We start from the raw sequence: 22,075 nt of genomic DNA on the forward strand, positions 1-22,075 counted from the left end.
ACTATCCAAAAAAATGAAGAATATGACTTTATCTACCTCTGATTAAAATTGAAGACTAATTACCGATAAAGATTAAACTAGTTAATTTTTGTTTCCGTATATCGATTTTTAATATACTGTTTCAACACTGGATTTAAACTAAATAACCTTGTCCGATCGCATTCTTTCACATCCAATAACAAACGCATTCCCAATGATTGCATCGCATTGAGTAATTCTGAAGTTGGTAAGTCTAACTTTTTGATGAAATGTGCTAAACAAACAGGTTCATTTTCCTTAGCCAACTGAATCATTACAAAAATTTCTTGTGCTGTTAGACGCTGAAATTGTTGGTCTAATTGTGCTTGCAAAGTTTCGCTTAAAATCAGAGTATCCCATTGCAAAAACTCGGAAACTCTTCCGGCAAATAAGTCTTTAATTAAATCAGAAGTCAATTCTAACCAAAGGGGATTACCTTGATATTGCTCAATCAAACTTTGCCAATAATCTTCATCTAATAATTCTTGTACTCTGAGGATTTCTTTAGCTGCTTCTCCTAAACCTTCCAACAATAAACAATGGATAATATTATTTTCTTTTTTTAATTGAACTACTTCTCTAGGTTTTTCCCAAGAGTTTACTATCAAACAACTCTGATGAGTAACTTGGGTAATTAATTGAAAAAATAAGTGATAATTTTCATAACCAGTTTGATATTGTCCAGCAAGTTGTTTGCTGCTGAAAAGGGTATGTACATCATCAAGGATGATTAAACAACGATGCTGGCGGAGGTAGTTGATAAGTTGGGAAAGTTGGGTTTCAATGTTTTGGGGTGTTTCTGTTTTTGGCGCAAAGATTTGTAGTAGGTTGGTGAGGGTTGTTTCAAGGGTTGGGGAAAAGCGCAGACTGCGATAAATGATGTATTCAAAGTTGTGTTTTATTTGTTCTATTAGTTTTAGTGAAAGGGTGGTTTTGCCAATTCCACTGATTCCTAAAATTGCGATGAGGCGGGAGTGTTGTTGTAAGATCCAGGTTTCTAGGGTGGTTAGTTGGATTGTGCGATCGAAAAAACTGAAAATTTCCGGTGCGTCGCCTAAGTTGATGTGCGGTTGTGTTGGGGTTTGTTCGGTTTGTGGTTTGGGGGTGTCCGATCGGGAATTTTCTCGACAAATATTAAGGGTATTAACTGTAATAGTTTCGCCAACAATAGCTGATGAAATATTATTTCTATAAATTTTCGCCTTCTCTAATATCGCTCGAAAATTCGCTTTAGTAATATCTTCTCCTAAGCCTTCAGATAATATTTTCCATAACTTTGAACCAACATCTCTAACGTGACCTTCACTGGAATGAGTTTCTTCTGCAATTTTCCAATATTTCTGACCTTTTAGAGTACCCCGCAGTATAGATTTTTGCAGATAATCTAAGTGTTGTCCTGTTTTGACGAAAACTAGTTCGTCTGCAAGTTCTAGGATTTCCGAGATGTCCATAAATCAAGGAGATGCTACGCTTTCCCTTATTGTAGCCGACATTTCCGGCATTTCTGACAAATTTGACCCATAAAGTTTCCGACAATTCTGACTGACACAACCTAAATTTTGACATAAGTTGTAAAAAAGATGACTGCTAAGTACAGGTAAAAATAAAATGTCAAACAACGATGATGATTATGAATACGAAGAGGAAGAAAAGTATGGTGCGCGAAAACAAAATCGTGCATCAGCTAAAAAAGACGTAGATAGTGTAGTCAGAGATTTACACTTAACGTCCAGTGAAAGACGTAAATTACATGATGCTCTTGGAGAGGACTATTTAGGATATCAAGAAATTCTCGATAGAGCCAAAACTCTCTTTGAGAAATACAATATTTCGTATAAAGATGGTGAACAACCTCGCTGGTAGCTAACTATAAGCAATAAAAGTTTAATGAGAAGGAACGAAAAGAAATGGAATGGCAATGGAGTGATTGGTACGAATGCGAGTTTGATAGTAGGGGAGAAATAAATACTCGACCATTAGACAGGTATGCTCCAGATAAACCCGGCGTTTATGCAATTGCTATTAAGAGAACGGATGGAACTTTTAGTGTTCAGTATATTGGAATGTCTTCAACAAAGATTTATAGAAGGTTGAAAAAACACTTTGATGAAAAAGGAAATCATGTGATAAAGGCAATTTTAGAAGACAGAAAGGATATACCCAAGAAACCACCAGGTTCAGGTGGAGCAACTCAAATGTTGAATGCGCTGTATTTTGCTTTTCTGGAACTTCCTGGGAAAGAAGCAGCGGAAGTAATGGAAGCTATTTATATAGACGGCAGAGAACCTATTGGCAACTTGATTAGGGGAAAAGTTTCTAAACTTCCACCTGGTTTACGAGAAAGCGATCTTGTAGAAAGAGAAGATTAATCAACTATCAAGTAGCAGCAATACAGGGAGAGGATTAAGAGTAGGCGATCGCTTCATTAAACCTACCAGTTACAGTTTGTTTAGTACTAACCTACAAAAATAAAGGGAATCTTAAAGGTTAGACGATCGATATTTAGAATTTACTAATTTGCTATTAAATAATTAACAATGGGAGTATAAACATGGGTACTATAATGCAATGTTACGATCTAAACCAATCCGCAAAATGCTTTGAAGAAGGTAAACACTATCAAGAAGCCGGATACTACGAGAAGGCTCTTAAAGAATATAATTTTGCTTTAAATTGGTTTAAAGGTACTCTTAAGATGTATGAAGCCGACTATAATTCTACGGTTTATATACAAGATGAAATATCTCTACTTTTTATGCTTTTGGGCTTAGTCGATGAAGTCAAAAAGTGTTATATTGTGCTCAACGAACCTTATAAATCCTTAATTTTTCAAAAAAATTTTGAAGAAATAGTAACTACTATAGCCGAATATGAAAACAAGTTAAATCGCCAACAATTTATTGCGTATAAAAATCTCAGTAAAGCAATAGAATCGCTTTATACAGAAAGTCCATTGATTGCATCTACATCTAGAGAAGTTTTAGACAACCTATTTCCAGTTGCTGATAATGCGGATGATCCTATATTTACCGATCCCATATTTACAGAACTGCGTTCAAATTTTGATGAATGTTGCTCCTATAGAAGATGTCTTTTGCCATCTAGAGGAGTTAGTATTAGTAGTTCTAGTAGCTCTTGCTTTATTGCCACAGCAGCTTACTCAACTTCCAAGCACCCAGACATAGATACATTCCGCAATTTCCGAGATGAAAAACTCTTAACTAATCCTGTTGGTAAACAGCTAGTTAACCTCTACTACCAGATTAGTCCTAGCATAGCTAAATATGTGGAAAAACAGCCAGCAATCAAAAGCTTTGTGAGAAAGCAACTAGAACGTTTAGCCAATTGGATGCGTAATTAAAAATTTAAGAAGAGGTATATTTATGGAAATGAACCCTTGTAGTTTATGGTGTATTCATCCTGACGCAATTGATAAGAGTAAAGTTAGAAAAATGGCAGAAACCTATCTTTACGCCGGGGGATATCCTCCCTCATGGAGACCCATAGAAGTTTACTATTTTAAAGGACGATACTTAATTATTGATGGAAACCATAGAGCTATAGCTGCTTGCCAAAAAAATGGATACACTGAAACAAAAACTGTTCCTGTTATAGAAAGGCGAGATGGAGGAGAGTTTTTGACTGATGAAGATTTAAAAAAAGATTTTGACAAATTTCAGCAGGTGCTTTACTTAACTTAAGTACCCTGTTAGCGGCAAGAATTGGGGGAGAATTAAAAAATAGCGATCGCTTTCTTTTAGGTAGTGAAAAACTATGGAATACATAAATATTGTAAATATAACTTTTTTAGTTAGCGTACTAACTCTTATAGGTGTTATTGTACTTTTAAGGCGGCAGAATAAAGAATTATACAGGAAATTAAAAGATTTATACTCAATTATTCAAGAACTGAAAACAGCTGAAAACATCATTTCTCAAGCAGAAGAAATTAAATTAACAAAAAAATGGTATGACTATTTAAAAAATATCGATCTAAACGATCAAGAGGCTTCTTTTTTAACTGAAGAGGAATTACCTAGCCCTAACTCTTCATCTCAAAAAATTTTAAAGGCTTTTGAAAAAGCTACACAACGAGCCTTACCATCTTACCAGCTAATCAAAGTAGAAAAATGTACTCCCGGTAAAATTAAAGGCTCAGTTCGCATTCTTCTCCCACAAGGAAACGAAAGAGAAATAAAGTTTAATGATTGGCAAGATGGATGGAGAGCAGAATGTGTATTTAAACACGGAAATTCTAAACTTTCATTCCCAATGTATTACAGCGCGAGTTGTATGAATCCCATTCGCGCACAAAATATAAGCGGTATAGACACTTCAGATATAGAATTTATTCCTCATGGTTCTCAAGCAGCACAAAAAGGTATAAAAACTGAAGAATTTAGTAGAGTTATTGAAAGCCAAATCAAAATTTTGCGTAGTAACTTTGAGTGGGCTTCAAATGCTGTGGAAAGAAATGGAACAAGAGTTCATATTGAAGGAAATGGATTAAAAGTTGTTATTCGACGGAAAGGTGGACGCAGGATTGTTCTATGTGATGAAGCAGGACAAAAATTTAAGTTTGAAGAAGATTAAAATTGGTAAATCTAGCGTTTTAGCTGCGATCGCACATCCCCATCTTTTCTGGAAAAAGCGATCGTCTCCTTCCCTCTCAGCTATCATCAACTTCCACAAAAAGTGCCTCTAAGTCCCGATATCCACTCACTACTCGCGCTATCTCAATTCCTGCTTCAGTAGGGAAGTAAAATATTAAGTAATCTTCTACCGGAAAACTTCGTATCCCAGTTACCAGATCGGATCGAGGTTTACCTATACTAGGAAATTTTGCTAAAGTTTGGAATTTTTGGGTGATTTTCTCAACTATGTTAAGTGCTGCCTTAGAACTATATTGTTCTTTAAAAGCAACTATATCTCTCAAGTCTTGCAAAGCTTAGATTGAAATACTATAAGATGCCATTACTTTTTAGATCTTTGGGTAATTTCTTCCGTTAATTGTCTCATTGCTGTTTCCCCATCTATTTTTTCTCCCCGTTCCAGTTGTTCTACTCCAATCATCACTTCCCTTTTCAATTCCTCAAAACGCCCTTTGTAGATTTGCTGCCGTTCTTCTAACAGTTGCAATGCTTCTCGAATCACTGCTAGACCGTCTTGATATTTTCCGCTCTCTACTTGCTTGTTAACGAATTCTTCTAACTCTGGTGTTAATAAGATATTCATAAATTTCTTTTCGTTTGCTATGCACTTGAATTTTAGCATAGAAAATAAACCTTATAGTCCAGTCAACAAGTCTTCTGAACACTTGATTTGCTGATTTCTCCAATTTGTTTTTCACATCGATCGTAGATTACCTTAGCTTGTTCGCACTGTTCTGTAATTTGCTGTTCAAAAGTTTTTGCCATTTGCAGCAGTTCCAGCAATTCCCGTTCCTCTGGTAATTTCTTCATTGCAATCTTTGCATCTAAAAACTTAACTACTCATTTATAGGATTAGCAGAATTAAACTAGAAGGGACGTTTGAGAATTTGAGCGACAGTTCCGTACATTTCCCCTGTTAATCCATCAAGTTCGTGTTCAATATCTTCTAGCCAGCCAAGTTTACTTGTCCACTTCCCATTAGGTAATTGTCTGGCTGCATGAGTGGGAATACCATCCAAGTCAACATATATAGCTATTTTCTGATATCCAGTTTCTAATATTTCATTACCAGCGCGTTCATATCCTAGCGTTAGATAAGCTTGAACATAAGCTTCTAAAGTCTCCTCTTGAGGAACGCCATCAGGCCAATAAAATTGCTCTCCCGGTATAGGTTGCCACCAGCGATCGTTTTCCTCCACAGCCCATGCAAAACAATTATATTCCTCTGATTTTGGACTGGTAACTTGATAACCAGATCTCGACAACTTCGGCCATTTAATTTCTAGATCGGGTCTTCTATACATTTTCTTCGATCGCGTACCCTTTGTTTTTGCCCCATTCAATCCAAGCTGATGCCATTTGCTTAACTCTTCCTCTTTGTGCTGGTTCTATAGGATTTTCACCCGTAATTGTACTCAAAGCTGTTAACCAATAAAGGGGATTTTTTTTTAGTTCTAATAACAACAATGGCACAATTTTAGTTCCCATATTAATAATTTCTTGATAACAAGGATGCTGAGACATTTTAGAAGTAGAAGACATTCCAGCAACTTCATTTTCCCATTGTTTAGCAAGAGTATAAAACTTATTAACTACCTCTGGATCTAATTCGGAAATTTTTCTGATATCTGGCTGGGAATATTCTGATTGTGCCAGCAACTTTTCTAAGCTCATTAAAAGCAAATCTTCTATCGATACATTCAGGCGATCGGCAATTTTTTGTAGCAGCCGCAGGCGCTCATCTGAAATTGCAATTGTGATAGTATTCATCGGATTTACATAATTATGATTTTAACTTTTAGTTTATTATATATTCTTGCCTTAGTGTAGCCTACCGGAGGCATATCGCGCATCCCCATCTTTTCTGGAAAAAGCGATAATGCTACGCATCGCTGCGCGATCGCACATCCCCATCTTTTTTGGAAAAAGCGATCGCATTTTTAATCTCTTTAACAGTCAACAAGTCTTCTGAACACTTGATTTGCTGATTTTACCGATTTCTTTTTCACATCGATCGTAAATTACTTTAGCTTGTTCGCACTGTTCTCTAATTTGCTGCTCAAAAGTTTTTGCCATTTCCAGCAGTTCCAGCAATTCCCGTTCATCTGGTAATTTTTTCATTGCAATCTTTCCAAGCGATCAATAATTTTTCCTAGTCCTAATAACAGAAGATCACATTACTTCCTCAGCTAATAACCTACCATCAACCCTTTCATAATCATCTTCCAATAGCCAAGAATGTGCCTCATCATAAGTTAAACTAGAAAACTTCAATTGATAATTAGCACTTGGATCGTAGACACCGCATTTGCCATCGTTATCACTCACTAACATTAAAATTCGTGGCGGAAAAACTATCGGGTCTACCCATAATTCTAAAAATTGCCAATTACTGACTTGTACGGCGAGGTCTGGTACGTGGGATAACATGATAAAGATCTGTTCCTTTAATAATTTTTATTTCTGCGTAATCAAGCGGAATATTACTGCCATCAGCCCTAATTTGATATCCTATCGGCTCAGAAAAGTACAATCCATAACGCTCATAGTCATCATTTTCATCTTCAATCCCCGTTCTTTCTCCCCTTTCCTTAATGGATTTTATCACCATTTCCATAGTGATTCGGTCTTTAAATACATGAGCTTTTCCCTCTTTTTTGAGTAGTCGTCTAACTTGGTTTGTATCAGGAAGATGTCTATCAAACAAACTAATTCTAGGATCTGGCGTTATTTCACGTTTAATACCAGTCATGTATTAAGAAAAATTTAGCTTTTTCGTCACTGTAGTAATTTTTAATCTTACCATTTGAGTTAGCGGTAAAAAGTCAATTACGGCTGGAAGATTATCTAGATTTTGTATACCTTGAACTGTTGGATTAGTCAAAGAAACTAATAGCAACCCCCGTCTTACTTCATAGTCACAAATATCAGAAGTTACCACATATACACTTCTAGCCAGTAAACAATTACTCATTATTTTAAATAGTTCCTTAAAATGCAATTGTAATAGCTAGAATAGCATTTTTCAAATTTATTAGCTACTGACCCAAAAGTGCGTAGATGTAGCCTGCCGTAGGCATATCGCCCTTCATTAAACTCAAGGCAAAATCTCAAAACTCTTACAATGTCGAGGTCGAAATAATCTAAAATCGCGTTGATCTAAAGTTAATATCTTCGTACTGCTAAAACGTTCTGCCACAGTCATAACAGTTGCATCAACAAAATCAACTCGACTATCACTATATTCATCCAAAATTTCTGCGGCACGCAATAAATCTGCATCTGTTAAAGCTACTAAATGAAATCGACTTGCAGATAATCCTCTTAAGAAAGCTACAACTGTCGCTACACCAGCTTCACGTCCCACCAAATAAGCAACTTCAGTTAATACTGTTTGTAGTAACAAAATCTGTTTCTGTTGTGAATACACCCTAGTAACATTCCCGTGCATTGTATCTGTACGGTTAACTAAAGCTACAATAAAACCCGTATCAACTATAGGTGGTTTTCTTTCCATGTCCACCCAGATTTTTCAGTAATTTCTTGTTGTAAAATATCTTCTGATTTTGTAGCTAAATCGATCGATCCAGCAAACAAACCGACTAATGGATCGGAGGTTAATTCTGACACTTGTTGCCGATCGGATGTCACCCTTTGACGCACCAGCGCCGCCAAATCTTCTAATAGTTGCAATTGTTCATCAGCTGTGAGACTTTCAACTTGACTAAGTACATCTTGATAAACAGCCATAGACTTTGGGTTAGTATTTTTAACTCTTAGTTAATTATATATTCTGACATTGGCGTAGCTTGCCAAGATTGCACATCGCACCCTAATTTTCTGCTTTTATGCGATACAGCTTTTGCTTATATCTTTAGTGGAATGGTGCGTTACACTGGCGTTAACGCACCCTACGAATTTCTAGCGGTAATTAAAAATAAAAACGTCTACGAGGCAAAACTTTTAGTAAATGCTTGTAGACGTTTTTTTAAATTAAAACCCAGTTAGTTAAAGGGAATACTGAGTTAATTCAGCACAGAATTAAGATGCCAGAGCAACTTCTACTTTTTGTTGTAATTCACCTTTTTGGTAAAGCTCAATCATGATATCTGAGCCACCAATGAACTCACCATCAATGTATACTTGGGGAATAGTGGGCCAGTTGGAATATTCCTTAATCCCTTGACGAATTTCGGCATCCGATAATACATCTACGGTTTCATAAGGTACTGCTAATGTGTTGAGAATTTGCACCACATTGTTGGAGAAACCGCACTGGGGCATGAGTTTACTGCCCTTCATAAATACTAAAACTTTATTTTCTTTAACTAACTTATCAATCCGTTCTTTGAGTTCTGGTGTCATAGTTGTTTCGTAGATTCTTGCAGAGTCGGGCTAATTGCGATCGCTTTAATTAAAATGTGACAACTTGGAGCAGATTTGCGCCCAAGAGGATGTAAATTATTACCCTAACTTTGTTAGTGTATCGATAACATCCTGCTTGGTCAAGCAATCCAAGCTACAGTTTAAGATTTTGGGGTAGAAGTTTTCAGTGCTAGGGCGTGGATAGCCTCAGAAGACATAGCTTCTTTCAACACACCATAAACCATTTGATGTTGCTGAACTAGCCCTTTACCTGCAAACATGGAAGAAATCACACTTACCTGATAGTGATCTCCACCACCAGTTAAATCTTGCACTTCCACTTGGGCATCAGGCATTTCTGCCACAATCATCGCCTTCACCTGTTCTGGGCTAATCATTCCATTCCTCTTACGTAACAAAAATTTGACAGTTTGTTTTTAGTGTAAATTAATTATTGAGTCGATCGAGTAGATTAGCGATCGCTACTCCTTCTCGGATAAGGAGAATCCACAAAGCCCAATTCAAATAATTGCTGGTAAGCTTTTTTACCTAAATCTCTGGTGGGATTTTGCGATCGAATAATTTGTACCAACAAAGGCACAGCTAATTCTGGCTTATTTTGCACCCGATGTACCAAAGCTAATTGATAGGTAGCTTCATCCCGCTTTTGGGCAGTCTCTACCGCATTTTTGCGTTGGCTATCCGCAATCTTATTGTCAATTCCCGAAAAACTAGCCGCCAATTCTTGATAAAAATTAGATAACTGGTTAAAAACCTGACGAGCTTCTTGAAGTTTCTTCACTGCTAAATCATAATTTTGGTCAGAAACAGCACTACTAGCCTCAGCCATTAGTGCTTGTCCACCTGACAAGCTTAAAACAGTGTTCTCTTGACTTACAGTTAGTGATTCATAAGCCTTTTTTCCTAACTCTCGCGTTGGATTTTGGGAACGAATAACTTGTACCAGCAAAGGCACAGCTAATTCTGGCTTATTTTGCGCCTGATGTACCAAAGCTAATTGATAGGTAGCTTCATCCCGTTTTTGGGCAGTCTCTACCGCATTGTTTCTCAGGTTATCCGAAATCCGGTTGTCAATTCCCGAAAAACTAGCCGCCAATTCTTGATAAAAATTAGACAACTGGTTAAAAACTTGCCGAGCTTCTTGAAGTTTCTTCACTGCTAAGTCATAATTTTGGGCAGAAGCTGCACTACTAGCCTCAGCCATTAGTCGTTCTCCTCCCGGCAAGCTCAGTAAACTGTTATCTTGACTTAGAGGACGTAATTGGTTGGCATCTGTCCCTTCCAAAGGTTGAGCTTGGGTAGGGGATGCGGGAATAGCGGGTTGTTCTGATTCTGTTTGGGCACTTACTGATAAAGGCAAACTAAAAGCTGCCATAAGTGCCAGAGAAGTCAAACCGCTAAAGCGAAAGAAGCGAACAGTTGCAGGAAAAACCATGAACTCAGCTTTTTTTCTTTGCAGAAATCTAGGATGGATATTAACTTCGGAGTATATTAACATTACCTGGACAAATAAGGTGGGGATTTAAGTGTAACTGGATGAACAATTTGGTTTGGTAATGATAAAAAATTGTTATGTTTAACCAAGGCTTTGATTAAGAGGGCATTCATAAAGTCTTTTTAGGGAAGTTTGCAAATCTTCTGTTAACTGCTGGGCACTACGTTTGACATTATCGCCTCGATAATCAGCGACTTTGAGGGGAGAACCGATGTTAATGGTAATATTGCAGCCGCGGTGGGGGACTTGTTGACTGTACTCGATCGCGATCGGAACCACATTAATTCCCAAATTACACTTACTTGCCTCTGCTTGCAATGCGATCCGCGCAAAACCAGGTTTAAGTGGCTGAATGTAGTTTTCCCGAAAAATATTCCCTTCAGGAAACATCACCAACACTTTTTCATTTTGGAGCAATTCTACTCCGTGACGGATGCTGCTAATTCCTGGATGGTCTGTATCTACCGGAAAACCTCCCAAACGCCGAATAAACCAGCCTTGAATTCCTAACATTTCATTGGCAGAAACCATAAAATGCAGATCTCGACCAGTAACATCTCTTCCTGCGGCATAGCCTAGCATGATTGGGTCCCAACGAGAACGATGAGTAGGAGCGATGATTACTGGCCCTTGTTGAGGAAGATTTTCCTGACCTGTGACAGAAATTTTCCCAAAATAAATTGGAAGCACAATAAATCGTCCGATGGGATAAGCCAAAGAAGCTACCCAAGGAGAAACTTTAGAAGTAAGATTGGTCGATTTTATGGTTGTCAAAGAACGTGAGGGGGAATCAACTTGAGTCATCATACAAAAGATGGCTAGTAATTATATTTAAGCATCCTAATTTCCACCGTAAAGTTTTCTGGCTAAATTGTCTGGTGTTTAGGGACACTTAAAAGGGTGTCATTCGATTTTAGATTTTGGATTTTGGATTTTCGATTGACTTTAAAGAGAAATCTTCTGTCTTTTAGAGGATGTGCTGGTACTTTTACTCTGTTTTTGATTTCTGGCTACTTCCTTTTTTGCTGAAACCAAGATTGTAGCTGTTGACGACAGGGAGATTCAAGAATTCCCCCAAGTACAGATAAGCGATGATTAGAACAGGCGCTATCAGGAATGTTCGCAACTGTACGCACTGCACCAGTTTTGGGATCGTCTGCGCCATAAACTAGCATTTTTAATCTAGCTTGGACGATCGCACCCGCACACATCGGACAGGGTTCCAGAGTAACGTACAAAGTACATTGGTTCAAATGCCAATTTTGCAAAACTTTTCCCGCTGTTCTTAAGGCAATAATTTCCGCATGAGCAGTAGGGTCTTTATCCCGTTCCTTGCGGTTTTCTGCCTCTGCTAATAAATTACCATCTCCGTCAACAATCACCGCACCCACAGGCACTTCTCCTGCTTCTCCTGCTGCTTGGGCGAGTGCAATGGCGCGACTCATCCATCTTTGGTGCATTTCGTAGTTTAATGAAATCATTTAGCAGGGAAAATCGGTAATTAAATGCTTGGTTGCATTAATAATGGGTCTAATTTGGCTTCACTATCTAATTTGTAAATATCGTCACATCCGCCAAGGTGTTCGCTATTAATAAATATTTGGGGAACAGTTCTGCGTCCGTTAGCACGTTCTGCCATTTTGTTTCTCGCTTCTTCGTTACCATCAATTTTATACTCCGTGTAATTTACACCTTTCCACCACAGCAACATTTTGGCACGAATGCAGAAAGGACAAGTTTGCCAGGTGTAAATTTCTACATTGGCTTTCATGCGTTCTGGGTGTCGTCCTAAAATTGGATTCAGAAAGTCGAGCATTTTATTGTACCTAAAAATAGCATCTATAAAAAATCAGGTGAGCATTGCTCACCCTACAAAGGAATTATGACAAATTTTCACCAAACAAAAAACTAAACTATTTGTTCGGTTGTGGAGTCATCCGCAAATAAGGTTTCACTTCTTCGTAACCTTTAGGGAATTTCTCTTTCAAAACTTCAGGATCTTTCAAAGATGGCACAATCACAACATCTTCGCCATCTTTCCAGTTTGCAGGTGTCGCCACACTGTAATTATCTGTCAGTTGCAAAGAGTCAATTACCCGCAAAATTTCATCAAAATTTCGTCCAGTGCTGGGAGGATAGGTAAAGCTCAAACGCAGTTTCTTTTGGGGGTCAATAATAAAAACTGTGCGAACTGTTACCGTGTTGGTAGCATTGGGGTGAATCATGTCGTAAAGGTCTGAAACTTTCTTATCTGGATCTGCCAGAATGGGATAATTCAGTTTTACGCTTTGAGTTTCTTCGATGTCGCCAATCCAGCCTTTGTGAGATTCTACATCATCCACGCTCAACGCTAGTACTTTTACGTTGCGCTTGTCGAACTCTGGTTTGAGACGGGCGACTTCGCCTAATTCAGTGGTGCAAACAGGTGTATAATCTGCGGGGTGAGAGAACAGAACAACCCAGCTGTCTCCAGCCCAGTTATAAAAGTCGATCTCGCCTTCGCTAGAAGCTTGAGTAAAGTTGGGAACGGTGTCGCCTAGTCTAAGCGCCATAATAGGTTTCCTCTGCGCTGAAACCGCTAAAATCATTTACTTTGCAATCATGCCATAAAAACCCGACTTTTCCGATCGGTTTTTAGATATTTTAATGTTTTGCTGAGCATTTTGTAACTTGAGGTACAATTTTTCGGCTGAGAGGCTGCTATGTGTAATTGTTTACCTGCCTGCATTGGAATAATAGCAACAACACCTTTGGGGTGTAAGAGTCAACGGTCAACCAGGCTTTAGCAGCAAAACTTTACACAGGTATTATAAAGACGGTTCAGCAGAGGTATCCACGCTCTGATAGACTTGAAAACTGTTAGAGCCAGACGAAATATTGCCTAGTTAAGCCTTGGGAGGACAGACCCCGTGTTGGAAAGTACGCTCGGATTAGAGATTATTGAAGTTGTTGAACAAGCGGCGATCGCTTCTTCTCACTGGATGGGGAAAGGAGAGAAAAACACCGCTGACGAAGTGGCTGTAGAAGCCATGCGGGAACGGATGAACAAGATACATATGCGGGGTCGCATTGTCATCGGAGAAGGGGAACGCGATGAAGCCCCCATGCTTTACATTGGTGAGGAAGTGGGTATTTGCACCCGTGAAGATGCCAAAGATTTTTGTAACCCTGATGAATTAGTAGAAATTGATATCGCTGTTGACCCCTGCGAAGGTACTAACTTAGTAGCCTATGGACAACCAGGCTCGATGGCGGTACTAGCAATTTCGGAAAAAGGTGGTTTATTTGCTGCGCCTGACTTCTATATGAAGAAGTTAGCTGCTCCTGCGGTGGCGGCTGGTCATGTAGATATTAATAAGTCAGCTACAGAAAACCTGAAAATTCTCTCGGAGTGCATGAGCCGTTCGATCGAAGAATTAGTAGTGGTGGTGATGGATCGTCCCCGTCACAAGGAATTAATTCAGGAAATTCGCAACGCAGGCGCAAGAGTTCGTTTAATTAGCGATGGTGATGTTTCTGCGGCTATTTCTTGTGCTTTTTCAGGAACCAACATTCACTGTTTGATGGGTATTGGTGCAGCACCAGAAGGCGTAATTTCTGCGGCGGCGATGCGCTGCTTGGGTGGACACTTCCAAGGACAGCTGATTTACGATCCAGAAGTTGTGAAAACTGGTTTAATTGGTGAAAGTAGGGAAGGTAACATTGCCCGTTTGCAGGAAATGGGAATTAATGACCCTGACAAGGTTTATAACGCTGATGAACTAGCTTCTGGGGACACTGTGTTGTTTGCGGCTTGCGGTATTACTCCGGGAACTTTAATGGAAGGAGTTCGTTTCTTCCACGGCGGCGCAAGAACTCAAAGCTTGGTTATTTCTACTCAGTCGAAGACGGCTCGTTTTGTGGATACCATTCACTTATTCGATAATCCCAAGAGTTTGCAATTGAAATAAGCGATCGAGAAAGGGAACGGGGAACGGGGAATGGGAAATAGTTTTTTCTCTTTTCTTGTTGTCTTTCCTGATTTTCTGATGTCTTAGAGTCATGAGGAGAAGGGTAAAGGTAAAGATTCTTTTCTAAACTTTACCTATTTCTCTTTTTTCTTGTAACATATTCAGGTTTTCTTGCCTGATTTTCCAGCTGCCTTGATTTTTTTAAAATAGTAGGTAATTGGTAATCAGTAATGGATAATAGATAAGAATATCAGCCAATTACCAACTAGCAAATTAACAATTAGCCGTTAGCAATTAACCATTAGCAAATGAATATTGCAGTAGTAGGGCTTAGTCACAAAACAGCACCAGTTGAAATTCGTGAAAAACTGAGCATTCCCGAAGCACAGACGGAAAGTGCGATCGCGCAACTGAAAAATTATCCTCATATTGAAGAAGTTGCGATCCTCAGCACTTGTAACCGTCTGGAAATTTACGTGGTACTCTCAGAAACCGAACAAGGGATTTCTGAAGTGCGTCAGTTTCTCTCAGACTACAGCAAGTTACATCTGGGTGAACTGAGGCGACACCTGTTCATTTTGTTGCATGAAGATGCTGTCATGCACTTAATGCGGGTATCGGCTGGGTTAGATAGCTTAGTCTTGGGAGAAGGACAAATTCTCGCTCAAGTCAAAAACACCCACAAAGTTTGTCAACAATACAAAGGTGTTGGACGAATTTTAAATCAATTGCTGAAAGCGGCGCTTACTGCTGGTAAGCGAGTTCGTACAGAAACTAACATCGGTACTGGCGCTGTCTCCATTAGCTCCGCTGCTGTGGAATTAGCACAAATCAAAGTTTCTTGTTTAACTACCAGTCGGGTAACTATTTTGGGTGCTGGGAAAATGTCGCGCCTTTTGGTACAACATTTAATCAGCAAAGGAGCTACACAAATTTGCATTGTGAATCGCTCTATGCAACGTGCCCAAGAGTTAGCTAAACAGTTTTCGGAAGTGGAAATTCAGTTACATCCGCTATCAGAAATGATGTCGGCTATTGCGTCTGCTGATATTGTTTTTACTAGCACTTCTGCAACTGAACCAATTTTGAATCGCTCTAAGTTAGAGGCGGTTTTAGATGATAGTCGTTCTTTAATGTTGTTCGATATTTCTGTACCGCGCAACGTGGCTGCTGATGTTAATGAAATTTCCCATGTTCATGCTTTTAATGTGGATGATTTGAAGGCTGTTGTAGCTCAAAATCAGGAAAGTCGCAGACAAATGGCGCAAGAAGCGGAAGCACTTTTAGAGGAAGAAGTTGCTGCTTTTGATATGTGGTGGCGCAGTTTGGAAACTGTTTCTACTATTAGCTGTTTGCGCGATAAAATGGAAACGATTCGGACTCAAGAGTTAGAAAAAGCTCTCTCTCGTTTGGGTACTGAATTCGCGGAAAGACATCAGGAAGTAATTGAAGCGTTGACTAGGGGAATTGTGAATAAAATTCTCCACGATCCAATGGTACAATTACGCGCCCAACAGGATATTGAGGCGAGACGCAGAGCTATGCAATCTTTGCAAGTGCTGTTTAATTTGAGCACCGAAACTCAATCTGGGGAAGCAATATAGCTGAAGCTGTCAGTTAGTTGTTACCAAGTAATTTTAGATTTTAGGTTTCGGGTTTTTGTTAAGAAAATCGGAAATCTAAAATCTAAAATAGTTTTTAGGATAGAGATACAAGGTAGGGGAGAGAATTTTAGTTGTAGTTGTAGGGTGCGTCAGACCATAAATCTGATCGACAACATCAGGGTTTTAGGTTCTGACGCACCCTACTAATTGGATCGTACAGAGGCAGGGGAGAAAATTTTAATTACAATAGTAAATAATTCGAGTTGTAGGGTGCGTCAGACCATAAATCTGATCGACAACATCAGGGTTTTAGGTTCTGACGCACCCTACTAATTGGATCGTACAGGGGCAGGGGAGAAAATTTTAATTACAATAGTAAATAATTCGAGTTATTGGGCTGCAAAGTAATGCAATCTAACACTGGAAAGCAAAAGTTCGATCGCATTTTTCACAGATTTACCCAAGTAATTTTATGGTTATTGGGTTTGTGGTTGGGTGTTGAGTTATTGTCTCGGCTAATAGCAGAGGCTTTATGGTTTGCGGAAGTTGATTTTCAACCTGCTTTTTGGATTAGGTTAGTAACTCAGGTGGGTTTGTGGACGATCGCTCTTTTTTCTGTAGGCTTTTTGCTGTTTAATTTAAATATTGCGGAACGTCATCTTAATCCTAAGCCTAATTCTTCATTTGGGGAACTAAGAAAACCTGTTCTAAATGTTACGTCTAATTACTCGCTTCCTGAAGTAAGAAAACCTCCCTTAGCGACTAAATATAAAATTGAAAGTGAGGAAAGAAGTTTTAGTTTGGGTTTACGTTTGCTGTTAACTTGCACAATTGGCTTAAGTTTATTAGTTGGATTATTACTTTTTCATTATATTACAGTTGCGATCGAATATTGGCAACCAAATGTAGATGTTACTGCTGTAACTACGACACTTCCGGCGCATTTTGATGTATCGACAGTTTGGCAAAGGTGGCAAAATTCAACTAATTGGCAGTTAATTTTGCTGCCGATAGTTTCCCTATTAATTATTATAAAACCTAGAGTGGTTTTAAAAGCGATCGCCATTCTAATCAGTTTGAGTTTGGGAATGGTTTTATCGGCGCAATGGATCAAGTTTTTAGAGTATTTCCAAGCGCAAAGTTTTCAAATGACCGATCCTTTATTTAATCGCGATATTGGTTTTTATATTTTTGGTTTACCGATTTGGGAACTATTAGAATTTTGGCTAGTAGCGTTATTTGGCTTTGGTTTTGCAGCTGTTGCTTTAATTTATTTACTATCAGGAAATAGCATAAGCGAAGGGAAATTTCCTGGGTTTAATAAGGCGCAACAAAACCATTTATTGTTACTTGGCGGCGCAGTCATGCTGTGCGTAGCTTATAGTTATTGGTTGCGACGTTACGAATTATTATATTCAACTCAAGGGGTGGTTTACGGCGCGAGTTTTACTGATGTAACAGTGCAGTTACCAATTTATACTTTGCTGAGTTTGTTGGCAATTGCGATCGCGTTTTTACTACTTTGGCGATCGATTTTCCCCGAAACTGCCAAACTGAGAAAAAATCAGCAAGGAAAACGCAGTAGATATTTTTTAATTTCTACAGGGGCGCTGTTACTTTTTTCCAGCTTATTTGTCTTGTCGTTTATCTTTCCTGAAGTTGTCCAAAAATTAGTAGTTCAACCTAACGAAGTAACCAGGGAAAGACCTTTTATTGAAAATAATATTAGATTAACTAGACAGGCATTTCAACTAGACAAAGTTGAAGTAAGAACCTTTTTTCCTCAAGGTGGATTAAGTGCAACTGATATTGTCAATAATGATGAAACAATTCGGAATATTCGCCTTTGGGATACTCGTCCGCTTTTAGATGCTAACCGACAATTACAACAATTTCGACCTTATTATAGATTTCCGAGTGCAGATATCGATCGCTACACTTTAGCAACTACACTACCCAAAGAAACTGAAAAAAGACAGGTAATTCTAGCTGCTAGAGAGTTAGATTATAATGATGTTCCCGACCCGGCAAAAACCTGGGTAAATAAACATTTAGTTTATACTCATGGTTATGGATTTACCATGAGTCCGGTTAATATAGCGGCACCGGGAGGATTACCATATTACTTCGTCAAGGATATCGGTACGGAGACAAATAGCGGGAATTTACAAACATCAGATCCCTTTATTCGTTACAGTATTCCTACTGACAACCCGCGAATTTATTATGGAGAAATTGCGAATACTTATGTGATGACTAATACCCAAATTAAAGAGTTTGATTATCCTAGCGGAGATGAGAACGTTTATAACACTTACGATGGTTTAGGGGGAATTAGACTTAATGTTTGGTGGCGAAAATGGGCATTTGCCAAATATTTGAATGATTGGCAAATGTTATTAACGAGGAATATTACAGAGGAAAGTAAGGTCTTATTTCGCCGAAATATTAATGATAGAGTACGAGCGATCGCACCTTTTTTAAATTACGATCGAGCGCCTTATTTAGTAGTAACAAATACTCCTGAAGAACCAGAATTAACCAAGAGTGTCAAAAACCATTTGTACTGGATTATCGATGCTTATACAACTAGCGATCGCTATCCCTATTCTGACCCCGGAGAGACGAAATTTAACTATATTAGAAACTCGGTAAAAGTAGTAGTTGATGCTTACAATGGTGATGTCAATTTTTATGTTGCCGATCCCGACGATCCAATTATTAAAAGCTTAAATGCAATCTTTCCGAAAATGTTTCAACCGCTGTATACGATGTCTGCGGCACTGCGGACTCATATTCGGTATCCGATCGATATTTATAGCATTCAATCGGAAAGACTACGCGCCTATCACATGACAGATCCCAGAGTTTTTTATAACCGGGAAGATTTGTGGAAAATTCCTACAGAAATTTATGGAGGTCAACCACAATCAGTTCAACCTTATTATTTGATCATGAAATTGCCCACCGCTAGAGAGGAAGAATTTATTTTATTACTTCCTTTTACACCTACAGCTAGAACCAACTTAATTGCTTGGTTGGCAGGTCGTTCTGATGGTGCAGAATATGGTAATTTATTACTCTATCAATTCCCCAAACAACAGTTAGTTTTTGGGCCAGAACAAATTGAAGCTTTAATTAACCAAGATCCGGTAATTTCTCAGCAAATTTCTCTATGGAATCGTCAAGGTTCAAAGGCAATTCAAGGTAATTTGTTAATTATTCCCATTGAACGATCGCTACTTTATGTAGAACCACTTTATTTAGAAGCAGAACAAAATAGCGTACCAACTTTAGTGCGGGTAATTGTTGTTTATGAAGACCGCATTGTGATGGCAGAAACTTTAGAAAAAGCACTTGATGCAATTTTCCAACCTTTACCAGCAACTCCCGCACCTATTGTTCGTCCGGTGGAAAATATTCCACCAGAACCTTTACCGCCTTTAGCACCATAAAATGCTGAGTAATGAAGAAATTAGATTTCTTTCTTTACTTGCTGATAATCAGTGTCACACCACTTACTCCCCAAGCAGCAAAAAATCCGCGAAATAATTCTTCGCTAGCGGCAGTTAGTTCCCCATCTTCACCGACTATTCCCCCACTAACTAATTTTCCGCGATCGCTCACAAAAGTCAACCTTTGTTCGTTATTTTCATCCTTCTGGATTAACAAACGACCTCTCGCTAAAATTTGACCAGCACTACTCGAAATTGCACAACGCATTGTTTATTTATTGTTCATAGTTCCTTGTTTATTTTACAGGACTAAAGTACGTTGTTGTGCTTCAAAACTAAGTCTGGCGCTGAAGCGCAACAACGTACCGAAAATAGCAAGAGTTTTACAAAAGCACTCCAATTTGTTTGAGGTAAACTGGTGTAAAAGGTTCATCTGGTCTGAGTTGGTAATTTTCCATCCAACCTTGACGGCGAATTGAAATATTATCTCCTTGTTTTTCCACTACGGTAGCGTCTTCGTAGACATTTCCCATTAAAGTTTTTTCGGTTGCAGTGGGATTATCTAAAACCAGAATGTTGCTACCTTGGTAAAACATTCCATCTCTTTCTAAGATATCTTCGCAATATTCAGCTATCAGTAAATCCAGCTTAGGATTACGTAATAAACTTTGCACGTTTGTATTGTAATCTTTGTGCATAACTTTTTCGGAACGGTTCACAAATACCCCTTCACGGCAAATTGCACCGATCGTCCAATTAGGATATTTTAAGAGAATGTGATCGATCGTATCTTCCAACTCTTTCAGCGAAATTCGGTTAAAAGTAATAATCGGAATTCTCGCCTCATCCGCATTCTTAAAGAAAGTTTCAATAATAAAAGATGGCACATCTACACTTTCTCCAAAAGCCGGATTTAAGTGCATGAAAATTCCCGGTGCTGAGTTAATTTCCAGAATCGCAAAATTCCCAGCTTTCCAAGACTCCGCCAGACTTTCAGCAATCACATCAATCCCCATGCAAACTAACCGGAAATGCTGGGCAATATCCTGAGCCAAAATAATATTATCAGGGTGAACTGAAGCCGTAGCATCTATACTAACTCCACCAGCAGAAAGATTAGCAACTTTACGCAAATAAACAATTTTTTCTGCTGCAATTACACTATCCATTGACAAGTTTTGTTCAGCCAAAAACATCTCCATTGCATCATCAACTTGAATTTTTCCCATTGGTGAAGTCGGAGTATCTAAGCGTTCGGTTTTAGCATTTTCCTTACTAATTAATTCGGAAATAGTCGAATTTCCATCCCCAACTACCCAAGCGGGACGACGTTCAGTAGCAGCAACAAATTTACCATTGACACAAAGTAAGCGAAAATCCGAGCCTTTATAGCTTTTCTCAACAATAATATCTACAGGTTGAGTCGGAGGAATAGCTTTTAAAGCCCGATTAAAAGCGTGTTCTAATTCCTCACCATTTTGGACATTTGCTGTTACCCCAATTCCTTTATGACCCACAACTGGCTTAACTGCTACTGGATAACCAACGATATCAGCGGCATCTAAAGCACCTCGAAAAGTGCCAACAATTTCACCTTTTGGTACGGGAAAACCAAGGGTATGTAAAAAAGCCTTACAGTCATCTTTACGAGTAGTAAAATCAGAGTCTAAATGGCTATCATGGTCAAAGGTTGTCGCCACTCCCCGCACTAATTTTTTCCCATAACCATACTGCATTAATCCTTCATCCCACAAGTAAAATACGGGAATTCCTTTTTCCGTTGCCGTGCGGAATAAAGAATAAACTGTCGGGCCTCCATAAACTGAGGCACGAAACATTTCTTGCAGAGATTTAAACTTTTTGTGAAATAGGAAGTCGTCATTTTGGGTAATAGCTTCTAACCAATCCCAAACAAAATAAATTACTGCTTTGGTAGTCCGGGCATGGATAGTTTCTATGGCAATTATTTGATAGTTTTTATATGAATTAACGCTCCATTCTTTGGGGTGTAAGCCCATCTGCAATTTACCTACTTCCATGATTGTTTCAGCTAATAAATGCCCGTAAATTTCATAATTTCTATCTTTTAGTTGTGGGCAAAATTTGCTAATCTCTGTTACATAATCTTCAATAGTTAGAGGTTCCAGATCTCCGGTAAGATCGAAATCAAAAACGATCGCTCCTGTACTTAAATATGGATTAGGCCCTAAATAGTACTTAATGTTAAAAATGTCAAATGCGTCTTTTTCTCTAGCATTAATTCTGGGATCGTCATTAATTCTTTCCCTGACCATTACTCTCTCCTTTGGTAGAATAGGCTCCTCTGGTATCAATCTAGGTTAGTTTGTTTTGGGGAAATTTTCTTCTATCTATAGTCAGTATTCTCTAATCTATCCAAACATTATTGTTCTTCGCCTCAAAAATTAGTTTAAAAACTCTTTTTTACCTCAACATTTAGAATGATTTAGTTTTATGCTTACTAATAAATACTGTAAACTTCGGCGTTAAAAGCTAT

The 22,075-nt window shown here is 38.5% G+C and carries 29 protein-coding genes; 8 read left to right on the forward strand and 21 right to left on the reverse strand.

The features are described from left to right. Positions 1-77: 77 nt before the first annotated feature. Positions 78-1,469 carry an NB-ARC domain-containing protein gene (locus tag ACE1B6_RS16900; protein WP_413258422.1) on the reverse strand — a complete coding sequence of 464 codons (1,392 nt, stop codon included), beginning with the start codon at positions 1,467-1,469 and terminating at the stop codon, positions 78-80. A 157-nt stretch (positions 1,470-1,626) separates the two neighbouring features. Here ACE1B6_RS16900 and ACE1B6_RS16905 point away from each other — a divergent pair, with 157 nt between their 5' ends. From ACE1B6_RS16905 to ACE1B6_RS16925, 5 genes are all read left to right on the forward strand, one after another. Next, the gene (locus ACE1B6_RS16905; protein ID WP_413258423.1) at positions 1,627-1,881 is read left to right on the forward strand and encodes a hypothetical protein; all 255 of its coding nucleotides are present in this window, start codon (positions 1,627-1,629) and stop codon (positions 1,879-1,881) included. A 44-nt stretch (positions 1,882-1,925) separates the two neighbouring features. Next, complete coding sequence (locus ACE1B6_RS16910) at positions 1,926-2,387, forward strand: GIY-YIG nuclease family protein (protein ID WP_413258424.1); 462 nt, start codon at positions 1,926-1,928, stop codon at positions 2,385-2,387. A gap of 182 nt (positions 2,388-2,569) precedes the next feature. Further along, entirely contained in the window at positions 2,570-3,379 is an 810-nt protein-coding gene (locus tag ACE1B6_RS16915; RefSeq protein WP_413258425.1) for a CFI-box-CTERM domain-containing protein, read from the forward strand. 22 nt (positions 3,380-3,401) lie between these two features. Beyond that, positions 3,402-3,719, forward strand: coding sequence for a ParB N-terminal domain-containing protein (locus ACE1B6_RS16920; protein ID WP_413258426.1), 318 nt, complete (start codon positions 3,402-3,404; stop codon positions 3,717-3,719). 73 nt (positions 3,720-3,792) lie between these two features. Beyond that, a complete protein-coding gene (locus ACE1B6_RS16925) occupies positions 3,793-4,611 on the forward strand; it encodes a hypothetical protein (protein ID WP_413258427.1) in 819 nt (272 codons plus the stop codon). A gap of 76 nt (positions 4,612-4,687) precedes the next feature. Here the strand turns inward: ACE1B6_RS16925 and ACE1B6_RS16930 are convergent, their stop codons facing one another. The 18 genes from ACE1B6_RS16930 to ACE1B6_RS17015 form a co-directional block, all read right to left on the reverse strand. Beyond that, on the reverse strand, positions 4,688-4,963 hold the full coding sequence (locus ACE1B6_RS16930) for a type II toxin-antitoxin system RelE/ParE family toxin (RefSeq protein ID WP_413258428.1): 276 nt from the start codon (positions 4,961-4,963) through the stop codon (positions 4,688-4,690). A 29-nt stretch (positions 4,964-4,992) separates the two neighbouring features. Beyond that, the gene (locus ACE1B6_RS16935) at positions 4,993-5,253 is read right to left on the reverse strand and encodes a type II toxin-antitoxin system ParD family antitoxin (protein WP_413258429.1); all 261 of its coding nucleotides are present in this window, start codon (positions 5,251-5,253) and stop codon (positions 4,993-4,995) included. 62 nt (positions 5,254-5,315) lie between these two features. Further along, positions 5,316-5,480, reverse strand: a complete 165-nt coding sequence (locus ACE1B6_RS16940) for a hypothetical protein (RefSeq protein WP_413258430.1) — start codon at positions 5,478-5,480, stop codon at positions 5,316-5,318. Positions 5,481-5,536: 56 nt separating this feature from the next. After that, on the reverse strand, positions 5,537-5,974 hold the full coding sequence (locus tag ACE1B6_RS16945; protein ID WP_413258431.1) for a DUF7689 domain-containing protein: 438 nt from the start codon (positions 5,972-5,974) through the stop codon (positions 5,537-5,539). Continuing rightward, positions 5,967-6,440, reverse strand: coding sequence for a hypothetical protein (locus ACE1B6_RS16950; RefSeq protein ID WP_413258432.1), 474 nt, complete (start codon positions 6,438-6,440; stop codon positions 5,967-5,969). The genes ACE1B6_RS16945 and ACE1B6_RS16950 overlap by 8 nt, the downstream gene beginning before the upstream one ends. Positions 6,441-6,626: 186 nt before the next feature. Next, complete coding sequence (locus ACE1B6_RS16955) at positions 6,627-6,791, reverse strand: hypothetical protein (protein WP_413258433.1); 165 nt, start codon at positions 6,789-6,791, stop codon at positions 6,627-6,629. Between the two features lie 51 nt (positions 6,792-6,842). Then, positions 6,843-7,100 carry a hypothetical protein gene (locus tag ACE1B6_RS16960; protein WP_413258434.1) on the reverse strand — a complete coding sequence of 86 codons (258 nt, stop codon included), beginning with the start codon at positions 7,098-7,100 and terminating at the stop codon, positions 6,843-6,845. Continuing rightward, positions 7,060-7,422 (reverse strand): DUF6972 family protein, encoded by a 363-nt coding sequence (locus tag ACE1B6_RS16965; RefSeq protein WP_413258435.1) that lies wholly within the window; start codon positions 7,420-7,422, stop codon positions 7,060-7,062. The genes ACE1B6_RS16960 and ACE1B6_RS16965 overlap by 41 nt, the downstream gene beginning before the upstream one ends. 3 nt (positions 7,423-7,425) lie before the next feature. Then, complete coding sequence (locus ACE1B6_RS16970; RefSeq protein WP_413258436.1) at positions 7,426-7,644, reverse strand: hypothetical protein; 219 nt, start codon at positions 7,642-7,644, stop codon at positions 7,426-7,428. A 123-nt stretch (positions 7,645-7,767) separates the two neighbouring features. Continuing rightward, the gene (locus ACE1B6_RS16975) at positions 7,768-8,187 is read right to left on the reverse strand and encodes a type II toxin-antitoxin system VapC family toxin (protein WP_413258437.1); all 420 of its coding nucleotides are present in this window, start codon (positions 8,185-8,187) and stop codon (positions 7,768-7,770) included. Then, entirely contained in the window at positions 8,166-8,420 is a 255-nt protein-coding gene (locus tag ACE1B6_RS16980) for a hypothetical protein (protein WP_413258438.1), read from the reverse strand. The genes ACE1B6_RS16975 and ACE1B6_RS16980 overlap by 22 nt, the downstream gene beginning before the upstream one ends. A 291-nt stretch (positions 8,421-8,711) precedes the next feature. Beyond that, the gene (grxD, locus tag ACE1B6_RS16985; RefSeq protein WP_413258439.1) at positions 8,712-9,035 is read right to left on the reverse strand and encodes a Grx4 family monothiol glutaredoxin; all 324 of its coding nucleotides are present in this window, start codon (positions 9,033-9,035) and stop codon (positions 8,712-8,714) included. 161 nt (positions 9,036-9,196) lie between these two features. Further along, on the reverse strand, positions 9,197-9,433 hold the full coding sequence (locus ACE1B6_RS16990) for a BolA family protein (RefSeq protein ID WP_413258440.1): 237 nt from the start codon (positions 9,431-9,433) through the stop codon (positions 9,197-9,199). A 74-nt stretch (positions 9,434-9,507) separates the two neighbouring features. Beyond that, entirely contained in the window at positions 9,508-9,990 is a 483-nt protein-coding gene (locus ACE1B6_RS16995) for a hypothetical protein (RefSeq protein WP_459563045.1), read from the reverse strand. 642 nt (positions 9,991-10,632) lie between these two features. Then, positions 10,633-11,358, reverse strand: a complete 726-nt coding sequence (locus ACE1B6_RS17000) for a lysophospholipid acyltransferase family protein (protein ID WP_413258441.1) — start codon at positions 11,356-11,358, stop codon at positions 10,633-10,635. A gap of 203 nt (positions 11,359-11,561) precedes the next feature. Beyond that, positions 11,562-12,032, reverse strand: a complete 471-nt coding sequence (gene tadA / locus ACE1B6_RS17005; RefSeq protein ID WP_413258442.1) for a tRNA adenosine(34) deaminase TadA — start codon at positions 12,030-12,032, stop codon at positions 11,562-11,564. A 20-nt stretch (positions 12,033-12,052) separates the two neighbouring features. Next, complete coding sequence (gene grxC / locus ACE1B6_RS17010; RefSeq protein WP_413258443.1) at positions 12,053-12,367, reverse strand: glutaredoxin 3; 315 nt, start codon at positions 12,365-12,367, stop codon at positions 12,053-12,055. Positions 12,368-12,464: 97 nt separating this feature from the next. Then, a complete protein-coding gene (locus ACE1B6_RS17015) occupies positions 12,465-13,103 on the reverse strand; it encodes a peroxiredoxin (protein ID WP_413258444.1) in 639 nt (212 codons plus the stop codon). 360 nt (positions 13,104-13,463) lie between these two features. Here ACE1B6_RS17015 and glpX point away from each other — a divergent pair, with 360 nt between their 5' ends. The 3 genes from glpX to ACE1B6_RS17030 all read left to right on the forward strand — a co-directional run bounded on the left by glpX (position 13,464) and on the right by ACE1B6_RS17030 (position 19,560). Then, the gene (gene glpX / locus ACE1B6_RS17020; protein WP_413258445.1) at positions 13,464-14,501 is read left to right on the forward strand and encodes a class II fructose-bisphosphatase; all 1,038 of its coding nucleotides are present in this window, start codon (positions 13,464-13,466) and stop codon (positions 14,499-14,501) included. A 308-nt stretch (positions 14,502-14,809) separates the two neighbouring features. Next, positions 14,810-16,105 carry a glutamyl-tRNA reductase gene (locus ACE1B6_RS17025; protein ID WP_413258446.1) on the forward strand — a complete coding sequence of 432 codons (1,296 nt, stop codon included), beginning with the start codon at positions 14,810-14,812 and terminating at the stop codon, positions 16,103-16,105. Positions 16,106-16,512: 407 nt separating this feature from the next. Further along, complete coding sequence (locus tag ACE1B6_RS17030; RefSeq protein ID WP_413258447.1) at positions 16,513-19,560, forward strand: UPF0182 family protein; 3,048 nt, start codon at positions 16,513-16,515, stop codon at positions 19,558-19,560. Between the two features lie 34 nt (positions 19,561-19,594). Here ACE1B6_RS17030 and ACE1B6_RS17035 read toward each other — a convergent pair whose 3' ends face one another. Together ACE1B6_RS17035 and ACE1B6_RS17040 are read right to left on the reverse strand one after the other, a co-directional pair. Beyond that, positions 19,595-19,828: a hypothetical protein gene (locus ACE1B6_RS17035; protein WP_413258448.1), complete on the reverse strand. Its 234-nt coding sequence runs from the start codon at positions 19,826-19,828 to the stop codon at positions 19,595-19,597. Positions 19,829-19,943: 115 nt separating this feature from the next. Beyond that, positions 19,944-21,854: an ATP-binding protein gene (locus ACE1B6_RS17040; protein WP_413258449.1), complete on the reverse strand. Its 1,911-nt coding sequence runs from the start codon at positions 21,852-21,854 to the stop codon at positions 19,944-19,946. Positions 21,855-22,075: the final 221 nt, after the last annotated feature.

It is taken from the genome of Floridaenema fluviatile BLCC-F154 (assembly GCF_041929135.1).
GTDB lineage: Bacteria > Cyanobacteriota > Cyanobacteriia > Cyanobacteriales > Aerosakkonemataceae > Floridanema > Floridanema fluviatile.